Raw genomic sequence first — 16,101 nt, forward strand, 5'->3', positions numbered from 1 at the left:
ATGCGGGGGCAAAGCCCGCCAAATCAGGGTTGGATTTGACGGGTTTTGTTCTAGCGACCGACGGCGTAGGCCTGCATGAGGCGCGGTGTGGCGCCGGCCTTCAGCGTTCCGTCTGCTTCGCGCTTTGCAGCGGTCAGGCGGCCGATGGTCCAAAGGTCGGAGACCTCGACCGAGTGACCGCGCGCCCTTAACCCTTCGATTGTTTCGGCGCTGAAATTTCCTTCCGCCATCAGATGGCCCGGCTGGCGTTGCCTCGGGTGGAACGACGTCGGGAAATGGGTTGTGTGAAACAGCGGCATGTCGATGGCTTCTTGCAGGTTCAGGCCGTGATGGACGAGCCGGAGGAACAACGAAAGCTGCCACTGGTCCTGCTGGTCGCCGCCGGGTGTGCCGAAGGCAAGGATCGGGCGGCCTTCATGAAATGCAAGGCTGGGCGTCAAGGTCGTGCGCGGCCGCTTGCCCGGCTCAAGGCTCGTGGCAAGGCCTTCTTCCAGCCAGAACATTTGCGCTCGCGAGTTGAGGCAGAAGCCGAGCGCGGGAATGACCGGTGACGATTGCAGCCAACCTCCCGACGGGGTCGCGGCAACCATGTTGCCCCAGCGGTCGATGATGTCGAGATGAACCGTGTCGCCGCGGCGCTCGGAAAGATGAGCCATGGTCGGTTCGTAAAGCCCCGTATCGGCAATTCCCGCCCGCTCGATCATCGCCATGCTTCTGGCGACCTGATCCTCGAAACCCGGCAAGGTGCCGGGGCGCAGGTCGAAGGAGGCCTTGTCCGAAATCAGGCTGCGACGGGCGGAATTGTACTCCTCGGACAGGAGGTGGCCCATCGGAACGTCGATGAAGTTCGGATCGCCGTAGTAAACCTCGCGGTCCGCGTAGGCGAGTTTCATGGCTTCGGTTACATGATGTGCGAAATCCGGGCCGTCGGGCTCCATCTTGCTGATTTCGAATCCACGCAAAAGCGCAAGCGACTGGAGGAGAACCGGCCCCTGACCCCAAGGGCCGGTCTTGGCGACTGTCCAGTCGTGATAGTCATCCTGCAAGGGATCTTCGTAGGTTGCGCTCCACGAAGCCAGGTCATCGGCGGTCAGAACACCCTTGTGCCTGCTTCCGGATCCGTCCATGACTTCGGCCGTTTCGAGAAAATTGCCGATCTCCTCGGCGATGAAGCCCCGGTAGAAACAGTCCCGCGCCGCATCGATTTGCTGGTCGCGGCTGCTTTTGCCTTCGGCTTCCTCAAGCAGGCGCGTCCAGGTCTCTGCCAGCACCGGATTGCGGAACATTTCGCCAGCCTGTGGCACCTCGCCGCCGGGCACCCAGGTTTCATGGGATGTCGGCCATTCGGTTTTGAAGAAGTCCTTCAGTCCTTCGATCGTCGATGCCGCGCCGCGCAGCATGGGCTGGCCCTGCCGGGCGTAATGGATCGCAGGCTCCAGAACGTCGCGCAGGCTTAAGGTGCCGCGGTCGCGCAGCATCAGCATCCAGCCGTCGAAGGCGCCCGGGATTACCGTCGCCAGCAGGCCGTTGCCCGGGATGAGATCCAGGCCTTCGCCCTTGTAGTGCGCGATGGTCGCTCCGGCGGGAGCCGGTCCCTGAGCGCAGATGACCTTGGTTTCATTTCGCCGTGCATCGTGAAAGATGACCGGCAGGTCGCCGGCGGGGCCGTTCAGATGCGGTTCTAGGACCTGCAGGACGAGCCCGGTGGCAACCGCGGCGTCGAAGGCATTACCGCCTTTTTCCAGAATGCTCATGCCGACGGCACTGGCAATCCAGTGGGTGGAAGCAACTACACCGAAGGAACCTGTGATTTCGGGGCGGGTGGTGAAGCGTGACATGAGCTACTCGTTTGTTCACATGAAAAGGTTCAGGTTTCGCGCGGGTCGAGAGCGTCGCGCAAACCGTCGCCGAGCAGGTTGAAGCCGAGCACGACGAGGAAGATCGCCGCTCCCGGCCACCAGGCCATCCACGGTGCCTGGGTCATGAAATTCTTGGCGACATTCAACATCGACCCCCAGCTTGGCGCCGGCGGTTGCTGGCCGAGACCCAGGAATGAGAGGCTGGCCTCGGCGATGATGGCGGTTGCCACCGTCAGGGTTGCCTGGACCAGGACTGGCGCGAAGACATTCGGGAGGATGTAGCGGGCCATGATGGCAAAGTGGGCAAGGCCGACGGCGCGTGCGCCTTCCACGTAGTCTTCCGTCTTCACCGAAAGCACCTGCCCACGCGTGAGCCGGACAAAGATCGGCATTGCGGAGAGCCCGATGGCGATCATCGCGTTCGTCAGGCTCGGTCCGAGAAAGGCAGCAAGGGCGATGGCCAGGATCAGAAACGGCGTTGCAAGAAGGGCATCGGTGATGCGCGAAATCACCTGATCGATCCAGCCACCGAAATAGCCCGAAATCAGGCCGAAGGGCACGCCGACCAGGACGGCGATTAGGACGGACACAACACCGGCCATCAGTGATGCCTGTGCACCCCAGATCATGCGTGAGAGAATGTCCCGCCCGATCTCGTCGGTCCCGAGCCAATGGACTGCGGATGGTGCCTTCCTGACTACGCTCCAACTGGTCGCGGCCGGATCCGCGATCGGCAGGATAGGCGCCGCGACGGCGATGCCTATGAAGAAAGCGACGATGGCGAAGCCGAGCAAGGCGCTCTTGCTGGCTTTAAGCTTCTTCCAGGCCCGGCTTTCCGGCCGGACGGTCTCTTCCGCAGGCTCGACTGTGGAGATCACGGCACTCACAGGCTGCTCCTCATGCGAGGGTTGAGAAGAAAATAGAGAACATCGGCGATCAGGTTCATCAAAATGAACCCGGCGGCCGTGCACATGACTATGCCCTGCACGACCGCGTAGTCCCGGGTGAAGACGGCATCCACAATCAGCTTGCCGAAGCCGGGAATGGTGAAAATCTGCTCTGTCAGCACGGCGCCGGCGAGCAATTCGCCGAAAAGGAGCGCGCTGAGCGTGACGATCGGCAGCAAGGCATTGCGGAAGGCGTGCTTGATGATGACGGCGTTTTCCAAAACGCCCTTAGCCCGCGCCGTGCGTATGTAATCCGCCTTCATGACGCCAAGCATGGCGGAGCGGGTATGGCGCATCAGCGTGGCGGCCAGGGCGGTGCCGAGCACGAAGCCCGGCATTATCATCGTCTGGAGCGATTTGACCGGATCAGTAAAGGGAGATTCGTAACCGGAGGCCGGCAGCCAGCCCAGTTGGACCGAAACCAGCAAGATCAGCATGATGCCGAGCCAGAAATTCGGGATCGAGAGGCCGGAAAGGGCAATGAAATTGGCGATGTAATCGACGGCGGTGCCCTTGTGGACCGCGGACAGGATGCCTGCGGGTATTCCAATGGCAAAGGCGATCACCATGGCCATGATGGCAAGCTGGATGGTGACGGGAAGCTTGTCCGCGATCAGGGTCGCAACAGGCTGCTGCGTGCGCAGGGATATCCCGAGATCACCCTGCAGCATGGCCTTCATCCAGTGGAAGTACTGGTAGATGACCGGGTCGTTCAGCCGGTATTTTTCACGGATAAATTCCAGAACCTCCGGATCCCGTTCTTCGCCGGCAAGAACGAGGGCCGGGTCTCCGGGCAGCAGCTTCTGCAGCACGAAGACGAAGACCGACACGAGAATGAGCGTCGGGACGGCAATCACCAGCCGGCGCGCGATGTAGGACAGCATTCGGACCTAACCGGGTTGAGCGGGAACCCGGCCGTGTGCCGGGTTCCTTGACAGGTCTGACTTAATTGAACTTCACGTTTTCGAGGCGGATCATGCCGTCCGGATAGGGGGTGAAGCCTTCCAGCTTGCCGGAAAGCGCCCATATCCATGTCGGGTGATAGAGATAGATGATCGGCAGATCGTTGTTCAGGATATCGCGGGCCTCATCGTATTTAGCCTTGCGCGTGGCAAGTTCGTTGCTCGTGCGGGCCGCGTCCAGAAGCGCGTCGACCTCCGGATTGCAATATTTGCTATCGTTGATACCGCCCTTGCAGGTCATGAACTGGTGGATGTTGCCATCCGGATCGACACGGCCCGACCAGCCGACCTGGCTCGCCTGGTAGTTGCCTGCCGACTGGTCCGCAAGAAGGCTGGCAAACTCCATCGATTTCAGCTTGACGTTGAACCCGGCTTCCGCGGCCATGGCCTGAACGACCTGCATCATCTGGGTCTGGACCGGGTTGTTGGCGACCTGCACCTCGACGTCGAAGCTGTCGTATCCTGCCTCCTTCAAAAGCGCCTTGGCCTTTTCCACGTCGCGGGCTGGAACCGGATGGTCCTTGTCATACCAGGGGCTGGTTGGCGGGAAGGGCTGATTGCCGGGGGCGAAGGCGCCTTCGAAAACCACCTGGTTGATCGCATCCCGGTCAAGCGACAGGCTGAAGGCCTGGCGGAGCCTGGCGTCGTTGCCGAATGGATTGTCGCCTTTCTCTCCGTTGCCGATATTCACTGTAATGCCCTGATATCCCAGGCTAACCGCTTCGGCGTAGCCCAGGTTTGCATCGCCTTTCACCGATGCCACATCGGTAGCCGCAAGCCTTTCCAGCATGTCGATATCACCGGAGCGCAAATTGGCGAGACGGACGGTCGTGTCCGGAATCGGCAGGAATGTGACGGTGTCGAAATGGATGGCACCGGCGTTCCAGTAGCCGTCGAATTTGCTCAGGACGATGCGGTCCTGCTGAACGCGCTCGACGAATTTGAACGGGCCGGAGCATACGGGGTTCGCACCGAAGTCAGCGCCGGCGGCCTCGGCTGCTGCCGGCGAAACCATCATTCCGGCACGGTCTGCGAACTGCGCCAGCAGCGTTGCATCCGGCGCCGCCAGGTTGATCCTGACCTGAAGCGGACCGGAAACCTCCACGCTTTCGATGGATTTGACCTCACTCTTGCGGCGGCTTTCCGGAAGGTTCTTCGAGCGTTCGATATTGGCTTTCACGGCTTCGGCGTTAAAGGGAGTGCCGTCGTGGAACGTCACGCCTTCGCGCAGGTCCATGGTCAGGACCCTGCCATCGTCCGACCAGCTCCAGCCGGTTGCAAGTTGCGGAATGATTTCAAGGTCCGGGGTGATGTCCACAAGCTTGTCGCACAGGGAAGTATAGACGATGCGGCCAACGAAGGTCCGGGACTGGTCGGGATCAAGAACATCCGCGTCGTCCTGCAGGCCGATACGCAGGTCGGCGGCATGGGCCGTCGATACAAGGGTCGTTGCGCTCAACAACAGCGCGGCAAGAAATTCCTTACGCATATTATATCTCTCCCTTGGAAAGGTTCGATTCAGGGGTTGTCGGCCGTCGTCGGCTCTTGTTGTTGACATCGCTCACGGAACAGCGTGAAGCGCTTCTCAGCGTTTGCGCTCCTTGGTGGTTCCCGTAGGTGGGTTTGCGCATTTCCGGCGAATTTCTCCCAGTGATGGCAGGCGATCATCCGGTCCGTGCCGGTCTCGGTCAGTTCCGGCTTTTCCGTGCTGCAAAGGCTGCTTGCATGTGGACAGCGGGGGTGGAACCGGCAGCCGGCGGGCGGCGCAAGGGGGGAGGGCACATCACCGGTCAGCGCAGCGTCCATGGATCGGCCGTGCGGCGAGGCGATCGGGATCGCCTGCATCAGGGCTTGGGTGTACGGATGGAGCGGCTCATTATAGAGCGCCTCGTTCGGCGCGAGTTCGACGACTTCGCCCAGATACATTACCGCGATCCGGTCGCTCATATGCCGGATCACGGCAAGGTCATGCGCGATCAGGACCAGCGTCAGGTCGAATTCGGCTTTCAGGTCTTCCAGGAGGTTTATGACCTGGGCTTGCACGGAAACGTCAAGAGCGGATACGGGCTCGTCGCCGACAATCACCTTCGGACCGCTGGCAAGGGCTCTTGCAATGCCGATGCGCTGACGCTGGCCGCCGGAGAATTCATGCGGGTAACGGTTGGAAAAGGCCGGGCGAAGGCCGACTTTCCGCAAGAGTTCCGCCACGTTCTGACGTCTCTCCGGCCGGGAAAGGGAGGTGTGAACCTTCATGGGTTCCTCTATCAACGCCCCAACTGTCATGCGTGGGTTGAGAGAGGAAAACGGATCCTGGAAGACGAACTGAAGATCCTTGCGCAAGCGGCGCATGTCCGTTTCCGACAGGGAGGAAATATCGGTGCCCTGATAAAGAACCGCGCCCTCGGAGGGGTGCAGCAAGCGAACCAGGAGACGAGCAAGCGTGGACTTGCCGCAGCCGCTTTCTCCCACGATGGAGAATGTCTCGCCCCGCCTGATCTTGAGAGACACGGCGTTGACGGCGCTGACAAAGGTGGCGGGCCTGAACAGGCCCCTACTGCCCGAAAAGCGCTTTGTAACCGCTTGCGTCTCAATAATGGTTTCCGGCGTCCGAAGGCTCACGATGCCGCCTCCGCAAATACGGTCTCAAGCGGTGCGAAATAACATGCTGCCCGGTGTTCCGGGCCAAAGGTCGACAGGGGTGCATGCGCCTTCAGACAATCGGCCTGGACAAAGGGGCAGCGGGGTGAGAACCGGCATCCGGAGGGCATGCGATCGATGGTCGGCACCAGGCCGCCGATCGTTGCCAACCTGCCGGAGCGCGGGCCGATCGAGGGTACGGAACTCATCAGGCCGATCGTGTAGGGGTGTTGTGGGTCATCGAAAATCGCCTCGACCGGGCCTTCCTCGACGATATGACCTGCATACATGACGGACACCCTGTCGGCGATTTCAGCCACCACCCCGAGGTCATGGGTAATCATGATGAGCGCCGTGCCGGTTTCCTTTTGAAGCTCTTCGATCAGGTCGACGATTTGGGCCTGGATTGTGACGTCCAGCGCGGTCGTCGGCTCATCGGCGATCAGGAGCGCCGGATCGTTTGCGAGCGCCATGGCGATCATCACCCGCTGGCGCATCCCCCCGGAAAGCTCGTGCGGGTAATCGTCCAGCCGGCTGGCGGCCGCCGGTATCCTGACCCGATCCAGCATCTCCAGGGCGCGTTGGCGCGCCTGCGCCCTCGTCACCCGCTTGTGGCGCAGGACGACTTCGCCGATCTGCTCGCCGATCCTGTAGGAAGGGTTCAGCGAGGTCATGGGCTCCTGAAAGATCATCGAGATCGTATTGCCGCGAATATCAGCCATCGCGCGCTGAGGCAGAGTCAGAAGATCGCTACCGCCGAACATGGCCGTGCCGGAGGTTACCCGCGCGACCGACCGGGGCAGCAAGCCCATAAGGGCGAGCGCGGTGACCGATTTGCCGCATCCGCTCTCGCCGACGATGCAAAGCGTTTCGCCTTCGCGAACGGAAAAGGAAATTCCATCGACGATATTCGCCGGGGTGTCCTTGAACCGGAGAGCCAGGTTCCGCACGTCCAGAACAGGCGCCGTTGCCGCCGGAGCGCTATTCAGCATCGCTAACCTCGGTCGCGCTTTGGAACAGCAGGCGTTCCTGTAACGCGAGAAGGTGGCCCCGCATGGCCTTTTCAGCCTTGATCGGGTCTCGCTCCTCTATGCCCTTGATGATGTCGAAGTGCTGGAATTTATAGAGCGTCATGGCGTCCTCGGTCCTGAGCGCTTCACGCACATGCCGCCACGACGAATCCTGGCGAACCCTGTCGACCACATCGAAAAGCGCCAGGAAAAGTGTGTTGTTCGCCGCGCGCGCGATGGCCCGGTGCAGGGCGCTGTCCCAGAGTTCGCGGCTGTCCATGTCGTCGGCCTTGCCGACGCGGTCCGCAAGGTTCCGCATGGCGGCGATATCGGCCGGATTGGCGCGTAGCGCCGCAAGGCGCGCCAGAACGGGTTCGATCTGGAGCCGGACTTCCATCACCTCGAGCATGTTGGAGTTTTCATGCAAGGCAAGTATTTGCTTTTCCGGACAGGCGGGCTCGCTGCCGATAAACGTTCCCGCTCCCTGCCGGCGCCAGATCTTGCCCTCCGTTTCAAGAACTTCCAGAGCGCGCCGGACGGCCCTGCGGCCGACGCCGATGGTCTCCGACAGCTCGCGTTCGGTGGGAAGCTGCTCGACGCCTTCCGCGGTAAGCTGATCCACGATGATCCGGAGCCGTTCGAGCGCCATGCTCGAATTTCGCTGGGCCGGCCTGTCCAAATCTTTCATGACTCACCAAAATGAACCAATTCGAATTGGTTTCATTATTGGCCGCAGAATTTTTGATGCGCAAGCCCTTGCCCTGCGGTTTCTGAAAGCGCACCGAGGTCCAACTTGGCTGTAAGTGTCAGGTCATTTGCTGGTGCTTTAAAACCTGATTTTCTTCAAGAGATTGATTTAAATATTCAATTTGCCCGGTTGGATGTGGTGCCTCGTGCCCGCTGAATGGGCTCTCGCGGTGGTGTTCGAAATCTATGTAAGGGAACAAATTTTAATCGGTTCCCCATTGGTTGAGTTTAATCCTCGTATCCTTATGGTTCTCCGTGGATTTAACTTCCCGTCGCAGAGGTCCTCGGGTTTTGCTTCCGAGGTACCCGATATCTTCAGATTGGCAGATGGGGAACGGGTCACGGCATGACCGGGTCGGTGGCAAGATTCAGGTGCAATTCGTCGCCGGTGTAGGGATGGGCGGCAATCGCCTCGTCGTTCAGCTCCACCCCGAGCCCCGGCGCGGCGGGCGGGATGACATAGCCGTCTTCCCATCTGATCGAAGTCGTCAGGAACTGCATGAACGGCCCGTCGAACCGCCCGATGGATTCGAGGATCAGAAAATTCGGGCTGCAGGTGGCGATCTGGATATTCGCCGCCGCCACAACCGGCCCGCAGTAGAGATGCGGTGCGATCTGGGCCGCGCGGGTTTCTGCCATCGAGGCGATCTTCTTGGCTTCCAGAATGCCGCCGACGCGCCCAAGGTTCATTTGTAGTATAGAGGCGGCGCCCGCCTCCAGGAGCCGGGCGAATTCATGTTTGGTCGTCAGCCGTTCCCCCGTCGCAATGGGAATTGAGGTGTAGCACGCGACCTTGGCCATGTCTGCTGGATTTTCCGGAGGGATCGGCTCTTCGAACCACAGGGGATCATAGGCTTCGAGCCGCCGCACCATGCGCTTCGCGCCCGAAACGGTGAACTGCCCGTGCGTTCCGAACAAAAGGTCGGCGCGGGTGCCGACCGCCTCGCGGATGCGCTGGCAAAACCGCTCGGAGCGATCAAGATCGGTCAGGAGGGGCTGGCGGCCGTCATAGATCGAATAGGCGCCCGCAGGGTCGAACTTTACCGCGGTGAAGCCCTGTTGCACCGCCTTCACAGCCGCTTCCGCCGCAAGGTCCGGGTCATTGTAGACGTTGGGCGCCTCCGGGTCGGGGTAGACATCGCCCGAGGGCGGGTAGAGGTATGTATAGCTGCGCAACCGCTCATGCACCTTTCCGCCCAGAAGCTGGTAAACCGGCTGGCCGGCAGCCTTGCCGATGATATCCCAGCACGCCACTTCCAGCCCGGAAAGAACGCCCATCACCGTCACATCCGGGCGCATGGTGAAGCCCGCGCCATAGGTCTTGCGCCAAAGCTTTTCGATGTGGTGCGGGTCTTCGCCTTCGAACTGGCGGGTGAAGACCTCCACCGCCATTTGAGCGCAAAGATCCGGCCCGAAGGTGGCGTTGTAGATTTCGCCTACACCGCTGATCCCGCAGGCCGTGGTCAGCCGCACGAAGATGAAATAACGCCCGCCATGGCGCGGCGGTGGATTGCCGGCGATAAAGGTTTCGATCTTTTCAAGTTTCATGGAATTCGCCCTTTTCCCGTCGGGCACCTTACACGTTCAAACCCGATAATGCGGGTGGAGGGCTTGCTGGTCATGCCATTGGTGTCGCGCGAAGTGATGTGCGGGACGGTCGAGAGGCATCCAGGACACAAAGCGGAACGTGCCTACATTCGGGAACGCCGATTTTCTGAACCATTGACCCGTTGCTTCAGGCCACCGCCTGTAAGTATCATTCGCATCCCGCCATTACAGGTTCGTCATCGGCGCTACGTTAGTGGATGGAAAGCGAACATGTCTAGCGAATGCTCCATGCTCCACATGGAAGGCCGGAGAGCATTTGCCTCTTCATCAGCAGTCGTTGGGTTTTTCAGGCCAATTTAAGGGTCGTTCGACCCGGAGCAATTCCTGGGCGCTGGTTTGACGTTTAATTCTTTTATTTGATTCAAGGACTTTTGAGGAAATTTGGTAGTGGAGGTGCGTTTCGGGCAGACCGCACGCTGGCTAGCAATACGCTGCCGTATCCGATGCTGTGCATGACGCCGCTGCCACGCGGTCTCAAGCAATCAGAGAGCGGATTTCCTGTGCGACTGGCGCATCACCAGGGGACATTCCATGCGATTTGCCTTCAGATCGTTACCTCCGCTCAAGAGCCATTCCACGCACCACTGACCCATCTCCCGGTGTGGCAAAAGCACGGTCGATAAGGCAGGCGACAGGTGTTGTGCGATTTCCTGGTCGTCGTAGCCCATTACGGCAATCGTCTCGCCCGGTCGTTCGCCCAGCTCCTTGAGCGCTTCGTAGCAGCCGACGGCCATCAGGTCGTTGGCGCAGAAGATCGCGTCCGGGCGAAGGTTCTCCCTCATGAGCTTTAGTGTGGCGGTTCGTCCGCCGGATGGCAGGAAATTACCTTCGACGATTAGCGAAGGATCGACGGGAATGCGGGTCGCTCGGAGTGCGCGCTCGTAGCCTTCCATCCGTTGATCCGACGCTTCCATCCAGGGTTCACCGGATATGAAGGCGATGCGTCGATGTCCCTCCCTGATGAGAGCAGCGGTGGCGACTTCGCCTCCTCTCCTTTCGGCCGGGACCACGCTGGTATAGCGTGCCTCCCCGTCATGGCAGTTCAGCAGGACCGTTCGATGCCGGGCCAATCCAGCGGGCGGAGCGATTTCGCGGGTGAGGATTGACCCATAAATCACGCCGATCGCGTTATCCCCGGACCACTTCTTCAGAACTTCAGCCTCATACTCGGGATCCCCGCCCGTCATGACGACCTCGACGATGACGTTCGCCTTCCAAGCTTCTTCTTGCACGCCTTCGATGGAAATAGCGGCAAACGGGCTGGTCGCGATCTCGTCGAACATCAGCCCGATCACCCCCGCGCCCAATGCCTTGGGCGGGCGACCCGCGGCGCGCGGGCGATAGCCAAGCTCTTCGACCGCCTGCATGACGCGTTTGCGCGTCTCGCGGCTGATGCGCATGTCCTCGAGATCGTTCAGCACGAAAGATACAGTCGACTGAGAAACGCCCGCCCTGAGCGCAACGTCCTTCATCGTTATTCGGGAATTTGCTGTGTCTTTCATGGGTTATACGAGATCGAACTTGCTGCTTGCTATGTGCTAATAAATATTGCTAATAATTTTAGCGCAAGCGGAATAACCATTGGATCGGGGAGGTGACAGTGGTCGGGAAGTCCGGAAATCGTCTGAGTCAGGCGCAGGCCGCGTGGCTCCTGCTGGCACCCTTCCTCATCACCTACCTGCTGTTCCTCGTCTATCCCTTCTTCCAAGGCATCTGGATAAGTCTCCACGACTGGAACCTTCTCGAAGTCGCATTCAACCCCGACGCCAAGACGTTCGTGGGCTTTCGCAACTACGAGCGTGTCATGTGGGGCCGGAACATCGAATGGGGCCTTTTCACCGCCCCGTTCTGGCAAGGCCTCGGGTTCGTCGGCCTCGCCCTGTCGGTCTTTCTTCGCCGGGCGGACCGACTGAGCCGCTTCAATGCCATCGCCCTCGGTGTGGCGTCGCTGCTCTTGGTCGTCCTCCCCGGTTTTCATCCCGGGGAAGAAGGTCGTTGGTACGACCGGCGGTTCTGGCCGACGGTCGGCAACACGCTGGTGTTTGTCGGGCTTGCCGTGCCGGGCGTCACCATTTCCGCAATGGTTCTCGCCGCCGCGCTCAACCGCGAAACCAAAGCAATGGGGGCGCTTCGGACGCTCTTCTTTCTCAGTCAGGTCCTGTCCGTCACCGTCGTCACCCTGATCTGGCAGATCATGTTCTCACCGCGCCAGGGCCTCATCGCCAATATCACAGAGGTTTTGGGCGGTACACCGATCAACTGGCTGACCGATGAACAATTCGCAATGGCGGCCATCGTGATCGCGACCATTTGGTGGTCTCTCGGGGTCGCGATGATCCTGTTTCTCGCCGGGCTTCAGGACATCAGCCGGGAAATTTACGAGGCAGCGGCGCTCGACAACGCGCGAGGGGTGAAGGCGTTCTGGTACGTTACGTTACCCAACCTGAAACGCACGATAACGCTTGTCGTCGTCCTGCAGATCATCCTGCATTTTCAAGTCTTCGGACAAGCGCACCTGATGACGCAGGGCGGGCCGAACGACACGACGCAGGTTCTGGTCCGCTACATCTACCAGACCGGCTTCCGCGACAGCGAGCTCGGGCGCGCCAGTGCAATGGCCGTTTTCCTGTTTCTCATCATGGGCACCTTCTCGGTGATCCAGTTCATTGCTGGCCGGGAGAAGACCTGATGAAACGCGGTTACTACTGGCTCGTCCTCGGCCTTTCGATCCCGGCCTTCCTCTGGCTGGTGCCGACGCTCTGGATGGTGTCGCTCTCGTTCCAGCCCAATGATGTGCTGGCACGATCCACGTCCACAACCTTCTTTGGCCTGATCCCGTTCCCATTCACGGTTGAGAACTACTCCGCCTTATTCAGCTTCGGCCAGACACCTTGGTGGTTCCTGAACTCGGTGATCGTCTCGCTCGGGATGACGCTGGGCATTCTCGCCGTCTCGACGACGGCAGGCTATGCGTTGGCCAGGCTCGATTTCCCGGGCAAGACCGCGATCACGGTCATCTGCCTGATCGGACTGATGGTGCCCGAGCAAGCCGCGTTCATCCCGCTCTACACGATGTTCGCTGACTTCGGTTGGCACAATTCCTATCACGCGCTGATCCTGCCGCGGATGGCCGTACCGATCGGCGTTTTCCTGATGATGCAATTCTTCCGGGCAATTCCCAAGGATATCGAAGAGGCCGCGCGGCTCGACGGAGTCGGTTGGCTGAAGATCTTCTGGTACGTGATGCTGCCGCTCGCGCGGCCTGCGATGATGACGCTGGCGATTCTGACGTTCCTCTATGCGTGGAACGACTATCTCTGGCCGCTCGTCAGCGCCCAGCAGCGGGACTATTTCACGATTACCCTGGGCCTTGCGTCCATCCAATCGAATTTCGCGCAATCGGAGGGGTTGGGCCGTGTCATGGCCTCGGGCGTTGTCGCCTCGCTTCCGGTTGTCATCCTGTTCCTCATCTTCCAGCGCTACGTGGTGCAAGCCATGACCCTGGGCGGATCGAAGGGGTGAACACGCACATATGGGAGGATACAAATGAAACATGCGCTTCTGACCGCGGCGGCCGTCGCAACGCTTGCCACCAGCGCCTTCGCGCAGGAGATAACGCTGGGCCGTTTTTTCGGCGCTTGCGAGGACGCAGGCACCGACACGACCGCCAGCGTGGGCGAGGCTTGCATCATCCAGTCGATCATCAACGCGGCAGATGCTGAAATCGACGGCGTCAGCATCAACACGCTCCCCACCGATTGGGGCAACTACTACGACCAGATCAAGGCGGCTTATGCTGGCGGAACGCCGCCGGACGTGCACGTTATGCACCGTCACCGTATCCCCGAATTCGCCGGGATCGGCGCGCTGGCCGAGATCTCCGATGATCTCGAAAGCGTCGGCATCGACCCGAACGACTGGAGCGAGAACGCCCTGGCCGCCGTAAGCTATAACGGCGGCATCTATGGCGTGCCGATGGATTTCCACGCAAACCTCTGGCACGTCAATATGGACATCATGGCCGAAGCCGGGCTGGTTGCAGACGGGAAGCCGGTTCTGCCCTCCTCGCCCGAGGAACTTCTGGAACACGCACAAAAGGTGAAGGAGGCGACCGGCAAGGATTACCTCGCCGCCGATTTTGCGCAATTCCCCATCGGCGTTCGGCTGGTGCTTGCGCTTATGTGGCAACAGAACGCCAACATCTTCACCGATGACGGCACCGCGACCATCAACAATGACGCCGCGAAGAATGCAGTCACGGCGATCACCCAGCTCTTCGACGCCGGGCTCGCCAACCCTCGGCTAAACTACGCCGACAGTCAGCAAGCCTTTCTGAACGGCGAAGCGGCGATCCTTGTGAACGGCACCTGGGTCGTGGATTTCTACACGGCTGAAGCCGCCAAATCCGAGGTTGGCCTCGACAACTACTACGTAGCCGACTTCCCAACCCTGTTCGAGACCGGCGCAACCTGGGCCGACAGCCATATGTGGGCAATCCCCTCGACGCTTGAGGGTGATAAAAAAATGGCTGCGCTCAAGGTGCTTGCGTTCATCAACGACCACAACATCGATTGGGCGCGCACAGGCCACATGGCCGTCTGCACTTCGGTCGTGGAAAGCGATGCCTACAAATCACTGCCCCACCGCGACGAGTACGCGGGCACTGCGGCCATCGCCAGGGACACTCCGCCCAGCGAACGCTACGGCGCAATCCAGGACGTGCTTAACCGCGAACTGCAGGCGATCTGGCTGACCGGGAAGTCCGTCGACGACGCACTTTCCGATGCCGAGATTGAGGTGCAGGACCTGCTGGACCGCTGATCCACAGGCCCCGCCGATCAACGGCGGGACCGCTTTCACAAGCAGAGAATTCCACTGGGGGGACTATGGATCGCTGGAGCGAAAGCGACGCGAAAGACTGGTGGAACGCGCGCCCCTGGGTTTGCGGCTTCAACTTCCTGCCATCGACCGCAGTCAATTTCATTGAGATGTGGCACGAGACCACGTTCGACATGCCAACGATCGAACGCGAGCTTGGCTGGGCGTCCGAAATCGGCTTCAACGCGATCCGCGTGAACCTTCCTTTCGTCGGTTGGAAACACGACCGCGAAGGACTTCTCGACCGACTCGACTGCCTTATGGGTGCAGCCTCGCGCTGCGGTATCGACACGGTGCCTTGCGTTTTCGACGACTGCGGCTTTGGTGGCAAAGAACCCCTATGGGGTCCACAGCCCGACCCGATCCCCGGCATCCATAACAGCCGTGCCGTCGCCTCGCCAGGTCGCGCCGCGGTGATCGACAAGGACTTGCGCCCGTCGCTCGAAGCCTATGTGCGTGATGTCATCGGGGCCTTTCGCGCCGACCGCCGAATCCTCTTCTGGGATCTCTACAACGAGCCCGGCAACCGGATGGATTTCGACAAGACCGCCTATTCCGAGTTCGGTGCCGAGTTGGAAGCGCACGCCCTGTCGCTGATGGAGGCGAGCTTTACCGCCGCCCGTGACATCGGCCCGGAAGCCCCTCTCTCCGTCGCCGCCTGGACAACGCCTGTGCCGGGCGACGACGTGCACCCCTACGGGACTGAAATCGACCGTAGCGCACTCCTTCATTCCGATATCATCACATTCCATGCCTACTGGAACCGCAAGCGCGTGGCGCAATTCATCGACTATCTCGAAGTGCTCGACCGCCCGATGATCTGCACGGAATGGATGGCACGACAGATCGACAGCCGGATTTCCGACCAGCTCGAGTTGTTCCGCCAAAGGAATGTCGGCTGTTTCCAGTGGGGCCTCGTGAAGGGCCGCACCCAGACATGGCTCCCTTGGCCCGACGATCTCGTTCGAGCCCATGGAGGCAAGGTGGACCGTGGTATTTGGTTCCATGATCTGCTCGACCAGACCGGGCAGCCCTACGACCCAGGCGAGGTCGACACGATCCGAGCTCTGACCGGTTTTTCTCACCGCGCCAAGCGAATTGAATTCGGCTGATGTCAGGCGTCACCCTGAACAGAGTGATCAAACGCTATTGGCGATGTGCAAATCATCCATGGTGTCGACCTGGAGGTCGCCGAAGGAGGGACAGCACAATATCGGCACCCCGAAACGTCACGAAGATGTATCCCGCCGAGCGCGGCGTCGCAATGGTCTTCCAGACCTACGCGCTCTACCCGCGCATGACGACCGAAACGAACAAGGACTTTGACCTGCGCATGAACGGCGCGGCAAAAGGCTGAATCAACAAGAAGACGGATTAGGCCAGCCGCATCCTCAAGTTGGGCGAGCACCTGGAGCGAAAGCCCGCCGCGCATTCGGGCGACCAGAGCGAACGT

The 16,101-nt window shown here is 60.4% G+C and carries 13 protein-coding genes; 4 read left to right on the forward strand and 9 right to left on the reverse strand.

Translation table 11 applies throughout. From position 1 onward, the window contains the following. Positions 1 to 50: 50 nt before the first annotated feature. The 9 genes from HPQ64_RS07630 to HPQ64_RS07670 form a co-directional block, all read right to left on the reverse strand. Positions 51 to 1,838 (reverse strand): gamma-glutamyltransferase family protein, encoded by a 1,788-nt coding sequence (locus tag HPQ64_RS07630; RefSeq protein ID WP_172887767.1) that lies wholly within the window; start codon positions 1,836 to 1,838, stop codon positions 51 to 53. A gap of 29 nt (positions 1,839 to 1,867) precedes the next feature. Further along, positions 1,868 to 2,746, reverse strand: a complete 879-nt coding sequence (locus HPQ64_RS07635) for an ABC transporter permease subunit (RefSeq protein ID WP_172887768.1) — start codon at positions 2,744 to 2,746, stop codon at positions 1,868 to 1,870. Next, positions 2,743 to 3,690, reverse strand: coding sequence for an ABC transporter permease (locus HPQ64_RS07640; RefSeq protein ID WP_172887769.1), 948 nt, complete (start codon positions 3,688 to 3,690; stop codon positions 2,743 to 2,745). Before HPQ64_RS07640 ends, HPQ64_RS07635 begins: the two co-directional genes overlap by 4 nt. 61 nt (positions 3,691 to 3,751) lie before the next feature. Further along, the gene (locus HPQ64_RS07645) at positions 3,752 to 5,257 is read right to left on the reverse strand and encodes an ABC transporter substrate-binding protein (RefSeq protein ID WP_172887770.1); all 1,506 of its coding nucleotides are present in this window, start codon (positions 5,255 to 5,257) and stop codon (positions 3,752 to 3,754) included. Positions 5,258 to 5,286: 29 nt separating this feature from the next. After that, the gene (locus HPQ64_RS07650) at positions 5,287 to 6,387 is read right to left on the reverse strand and encodes a dipeptide ABC transporter ATP-binding protein (RefSeq protein WP_172887771.1); all 1,101 of its coding nucleotides are present in this window, start codon (positions 6,385 to 6,387) and stop codon (positions 5,287 to 5,289) included. Next, the gene (locus tag HPQ64_RS07655; RefSeq protein ID WP_172887772.1) at positions 6,384 to 7,397 is read right to left on the reverse strand and encodes an ABC transporter ATP-binding protein; all 1,014 of its coding nucleotides are present in this window, start codon (positions 7,395 to 7,397) and stop codon (positions 6,384 to 6,386) included. Before HPQ64_RS07655 ends, HPQ64_RS07650 begins: the two co-directional genes overlap by 4 nt. After that, positions 7,387 to 8,064 carry a FadR/GntR family transcriptional regulator gene (locus HPQ64_RS07660; protein WP_246270366.1) on the reverse strand — a complete coding sequence of 226 codons (678 nt, stop codon included), beginning with the start codon at positions 8,062 to 8,064 and terminating at the stop codon, positions 7,387 to 7,389. The genes HPQ64_RS07655 and HPQ64_RS07660 overlap by 11 nt, the downstream gene beginning before the upstream one ends. Positions 8,065 to 8,501: 437 nt before the next feature. Then, positions 8,502 to 9,710: a mandelate racemase/muconate lactonizing enzyme family protein gene (locus tag HPQ64_RS07665; protein WP_172887774.1), complete on the reverse strand. Its 1,209-nt coding sequence runs from the start codon at positions 9,708 to 9,710 to the stop codon at positions 8,502 to 8,504. Positions 9,711 to 10,252: 542 nt separating this feature from the next. Beyond that, positions 10,253 to 11,242, reverse strand: a complete 990-nt coding sequence (locus HPQ64_RS07670) for a LacI family DNA-binding transcriptional regulator (protein ID WP_172887775.1) — start codon at positions 11,240 to 11,242, stop codon at positions 10,253 to 10,255. Positions 11,243 to 11,370: 128 nt separating this feature from the next. On the opposite strand from HPQ64_RS07670, the gene HPQ64_RS20700 reads away from it, so the two are divergent. The 4 genes from HPQ64_RS20700 to HPQ64_RS07690 all read left to right on the forward strand — a co-directional run bounded on the left by HPQ64_RS20700 (position 11,371) and on the right by HPQ64_RS07690 (position 15,760). Beyond that, positions 11,371 to 12,459 carry a carbohydrate ABC transporter permease gene (locus HPQ64_RS20700; RefSeq protein ID WP_210260124.1) on the forward strand — a complete coding sequence of 363 codons (1,089 nt, stop codon included), beginning with the start codon at positions 11,371 to 11,373 and terminating at the stop codon, positions 12,457 to 12,459. Further along, entirely contained in the window at positions 12,459 to 13,292 is an 834-nt protein-coding gene (locus HPQ64_RS07680) for a carbohydrate ABC transporter permease (RefSeq protein WP_172887776.1), read from the forward strand. The genes HPQ64_RS20700 and HPQ64_RS07680 overlap by 1 nt, the downstream gene beginning before the upstream one ends. Positions 13,293 to 13,316: 24 nt before the next feature. Continuing rightward, complete coding sequence (locus HPQ64_RS07685) at positions 13,317 to 14,591, forward strand: extracellular solute-binding protein (RefSeq protein ID WP_172887777.1); 1,275 nt, start codon at positions 13,317 to 13,319, stop codon at positions 14,589 to 14,591. Positions 14,592 to 14,656: 65 nt separating this feature from the next. Next, on the forward strand, positions 14,657 to 15,760 hold the full coding sequence (locus HPQ64_RS07690; protein WP_172887778.1) for a glycoside hydrolase 5 family protein: 1,104 nt from the start codon (positions 14,657 to 14,659) through the stop codon (positions 15,758 to 15,760). Positions 15,761 to 16,101 lie beyond the last annotated feature (341 nt).

The sequence above is a fragment of the Hongsoonwoonella zoysiae genome (assembly GCF_013266695.1).
Lineage (GTDB): Bacteria > Pseudomonadota > Alphaproteobacteria > Rhizobiales > Stappiaceae > Hongsoonwoonella > Hongsoonwoonella zoysiae.

What these genes read in the sequence shown, in the direction of transcription:
- HPQ64_RS07630 (WP_172887767.1), bottom strand. Translation starts at nt 1,838, where the DNA reads ATGTCACGCTTCACCACCCGCCCCGAAATCACAGGTTCCTTCGGTGTA.
- HPQ64_RS07640 (WP_172887769.1), bottom strand. Translation starts at nt 3,690, where the DNA reads ATGCTGTCCTACATCGCGCGCCGGCTGGTGATTGCCGTCCCGACGCTC.
- HPQ64_RS07645 (WP_172887770.1), bottom strand. Translation starts at nt 5,257, where the DNA reads ATGCGTAAGGAATTTCTTGCCGCGCTGTTGTTGAGCGCAACGACCCTT.
- HPQ64_RS07655 (WP_172887772.1), bottom strand. Translation starts at nt 7,397, where the DNA reads ATGCTGAATAGCGCTCCGGCGGCAACGGCGCCTGTTCTGGACGTGCGG.
- HPQ64_RS07660 (WP_246270366.1), bottom strand. Translation starts at nt 8,064, where the DNA reads ATGGCGCTCGAACGGCTCCGGATCATCGTGGATCAGCTTACCGCGGAA.
- HPQ64_RS07665 (WP_172887774.1), bottom strand. Translation starts at nt 9,710, where the DNA reads ATGAAACTTGAAAAGATCGAAACCTTTATCGCCGGCAATCCACCGCCG.
- HPQ64_RS07670 (WP_172887775.1), bottom strand. Translation starts at nt 11,242, where the DNA reads ATGAAGGACGTTGCGCTCAGGGCGGGCGTTTCTCAGTCGACTGTATCT.
- HPQ64_RS07680 (WP_172887776.1), top strand. Translation starts at nt 12,459, where the DNA reads ATGAAACGCGGTTACTACTGGCTCGTCCTCGGCCTTTCGATCCCGGCC.
- HPQ64_RS07685 (WP_172887777.1), top strand. Translation starts at nt 13,317, where the DNA reads ATGAAACATGCGCTTCTGACCGCGGCGGCCGTCGCAACGCTTGCCACC.
- HPQ64_RS07690 (WP_172887778.1), top strand. Translation starts at nt 14,657, where the DNA reads ATGGATCGCTGGAGCGAAAGCGACGCGAAAGACTGGTGGAACGCGCGC.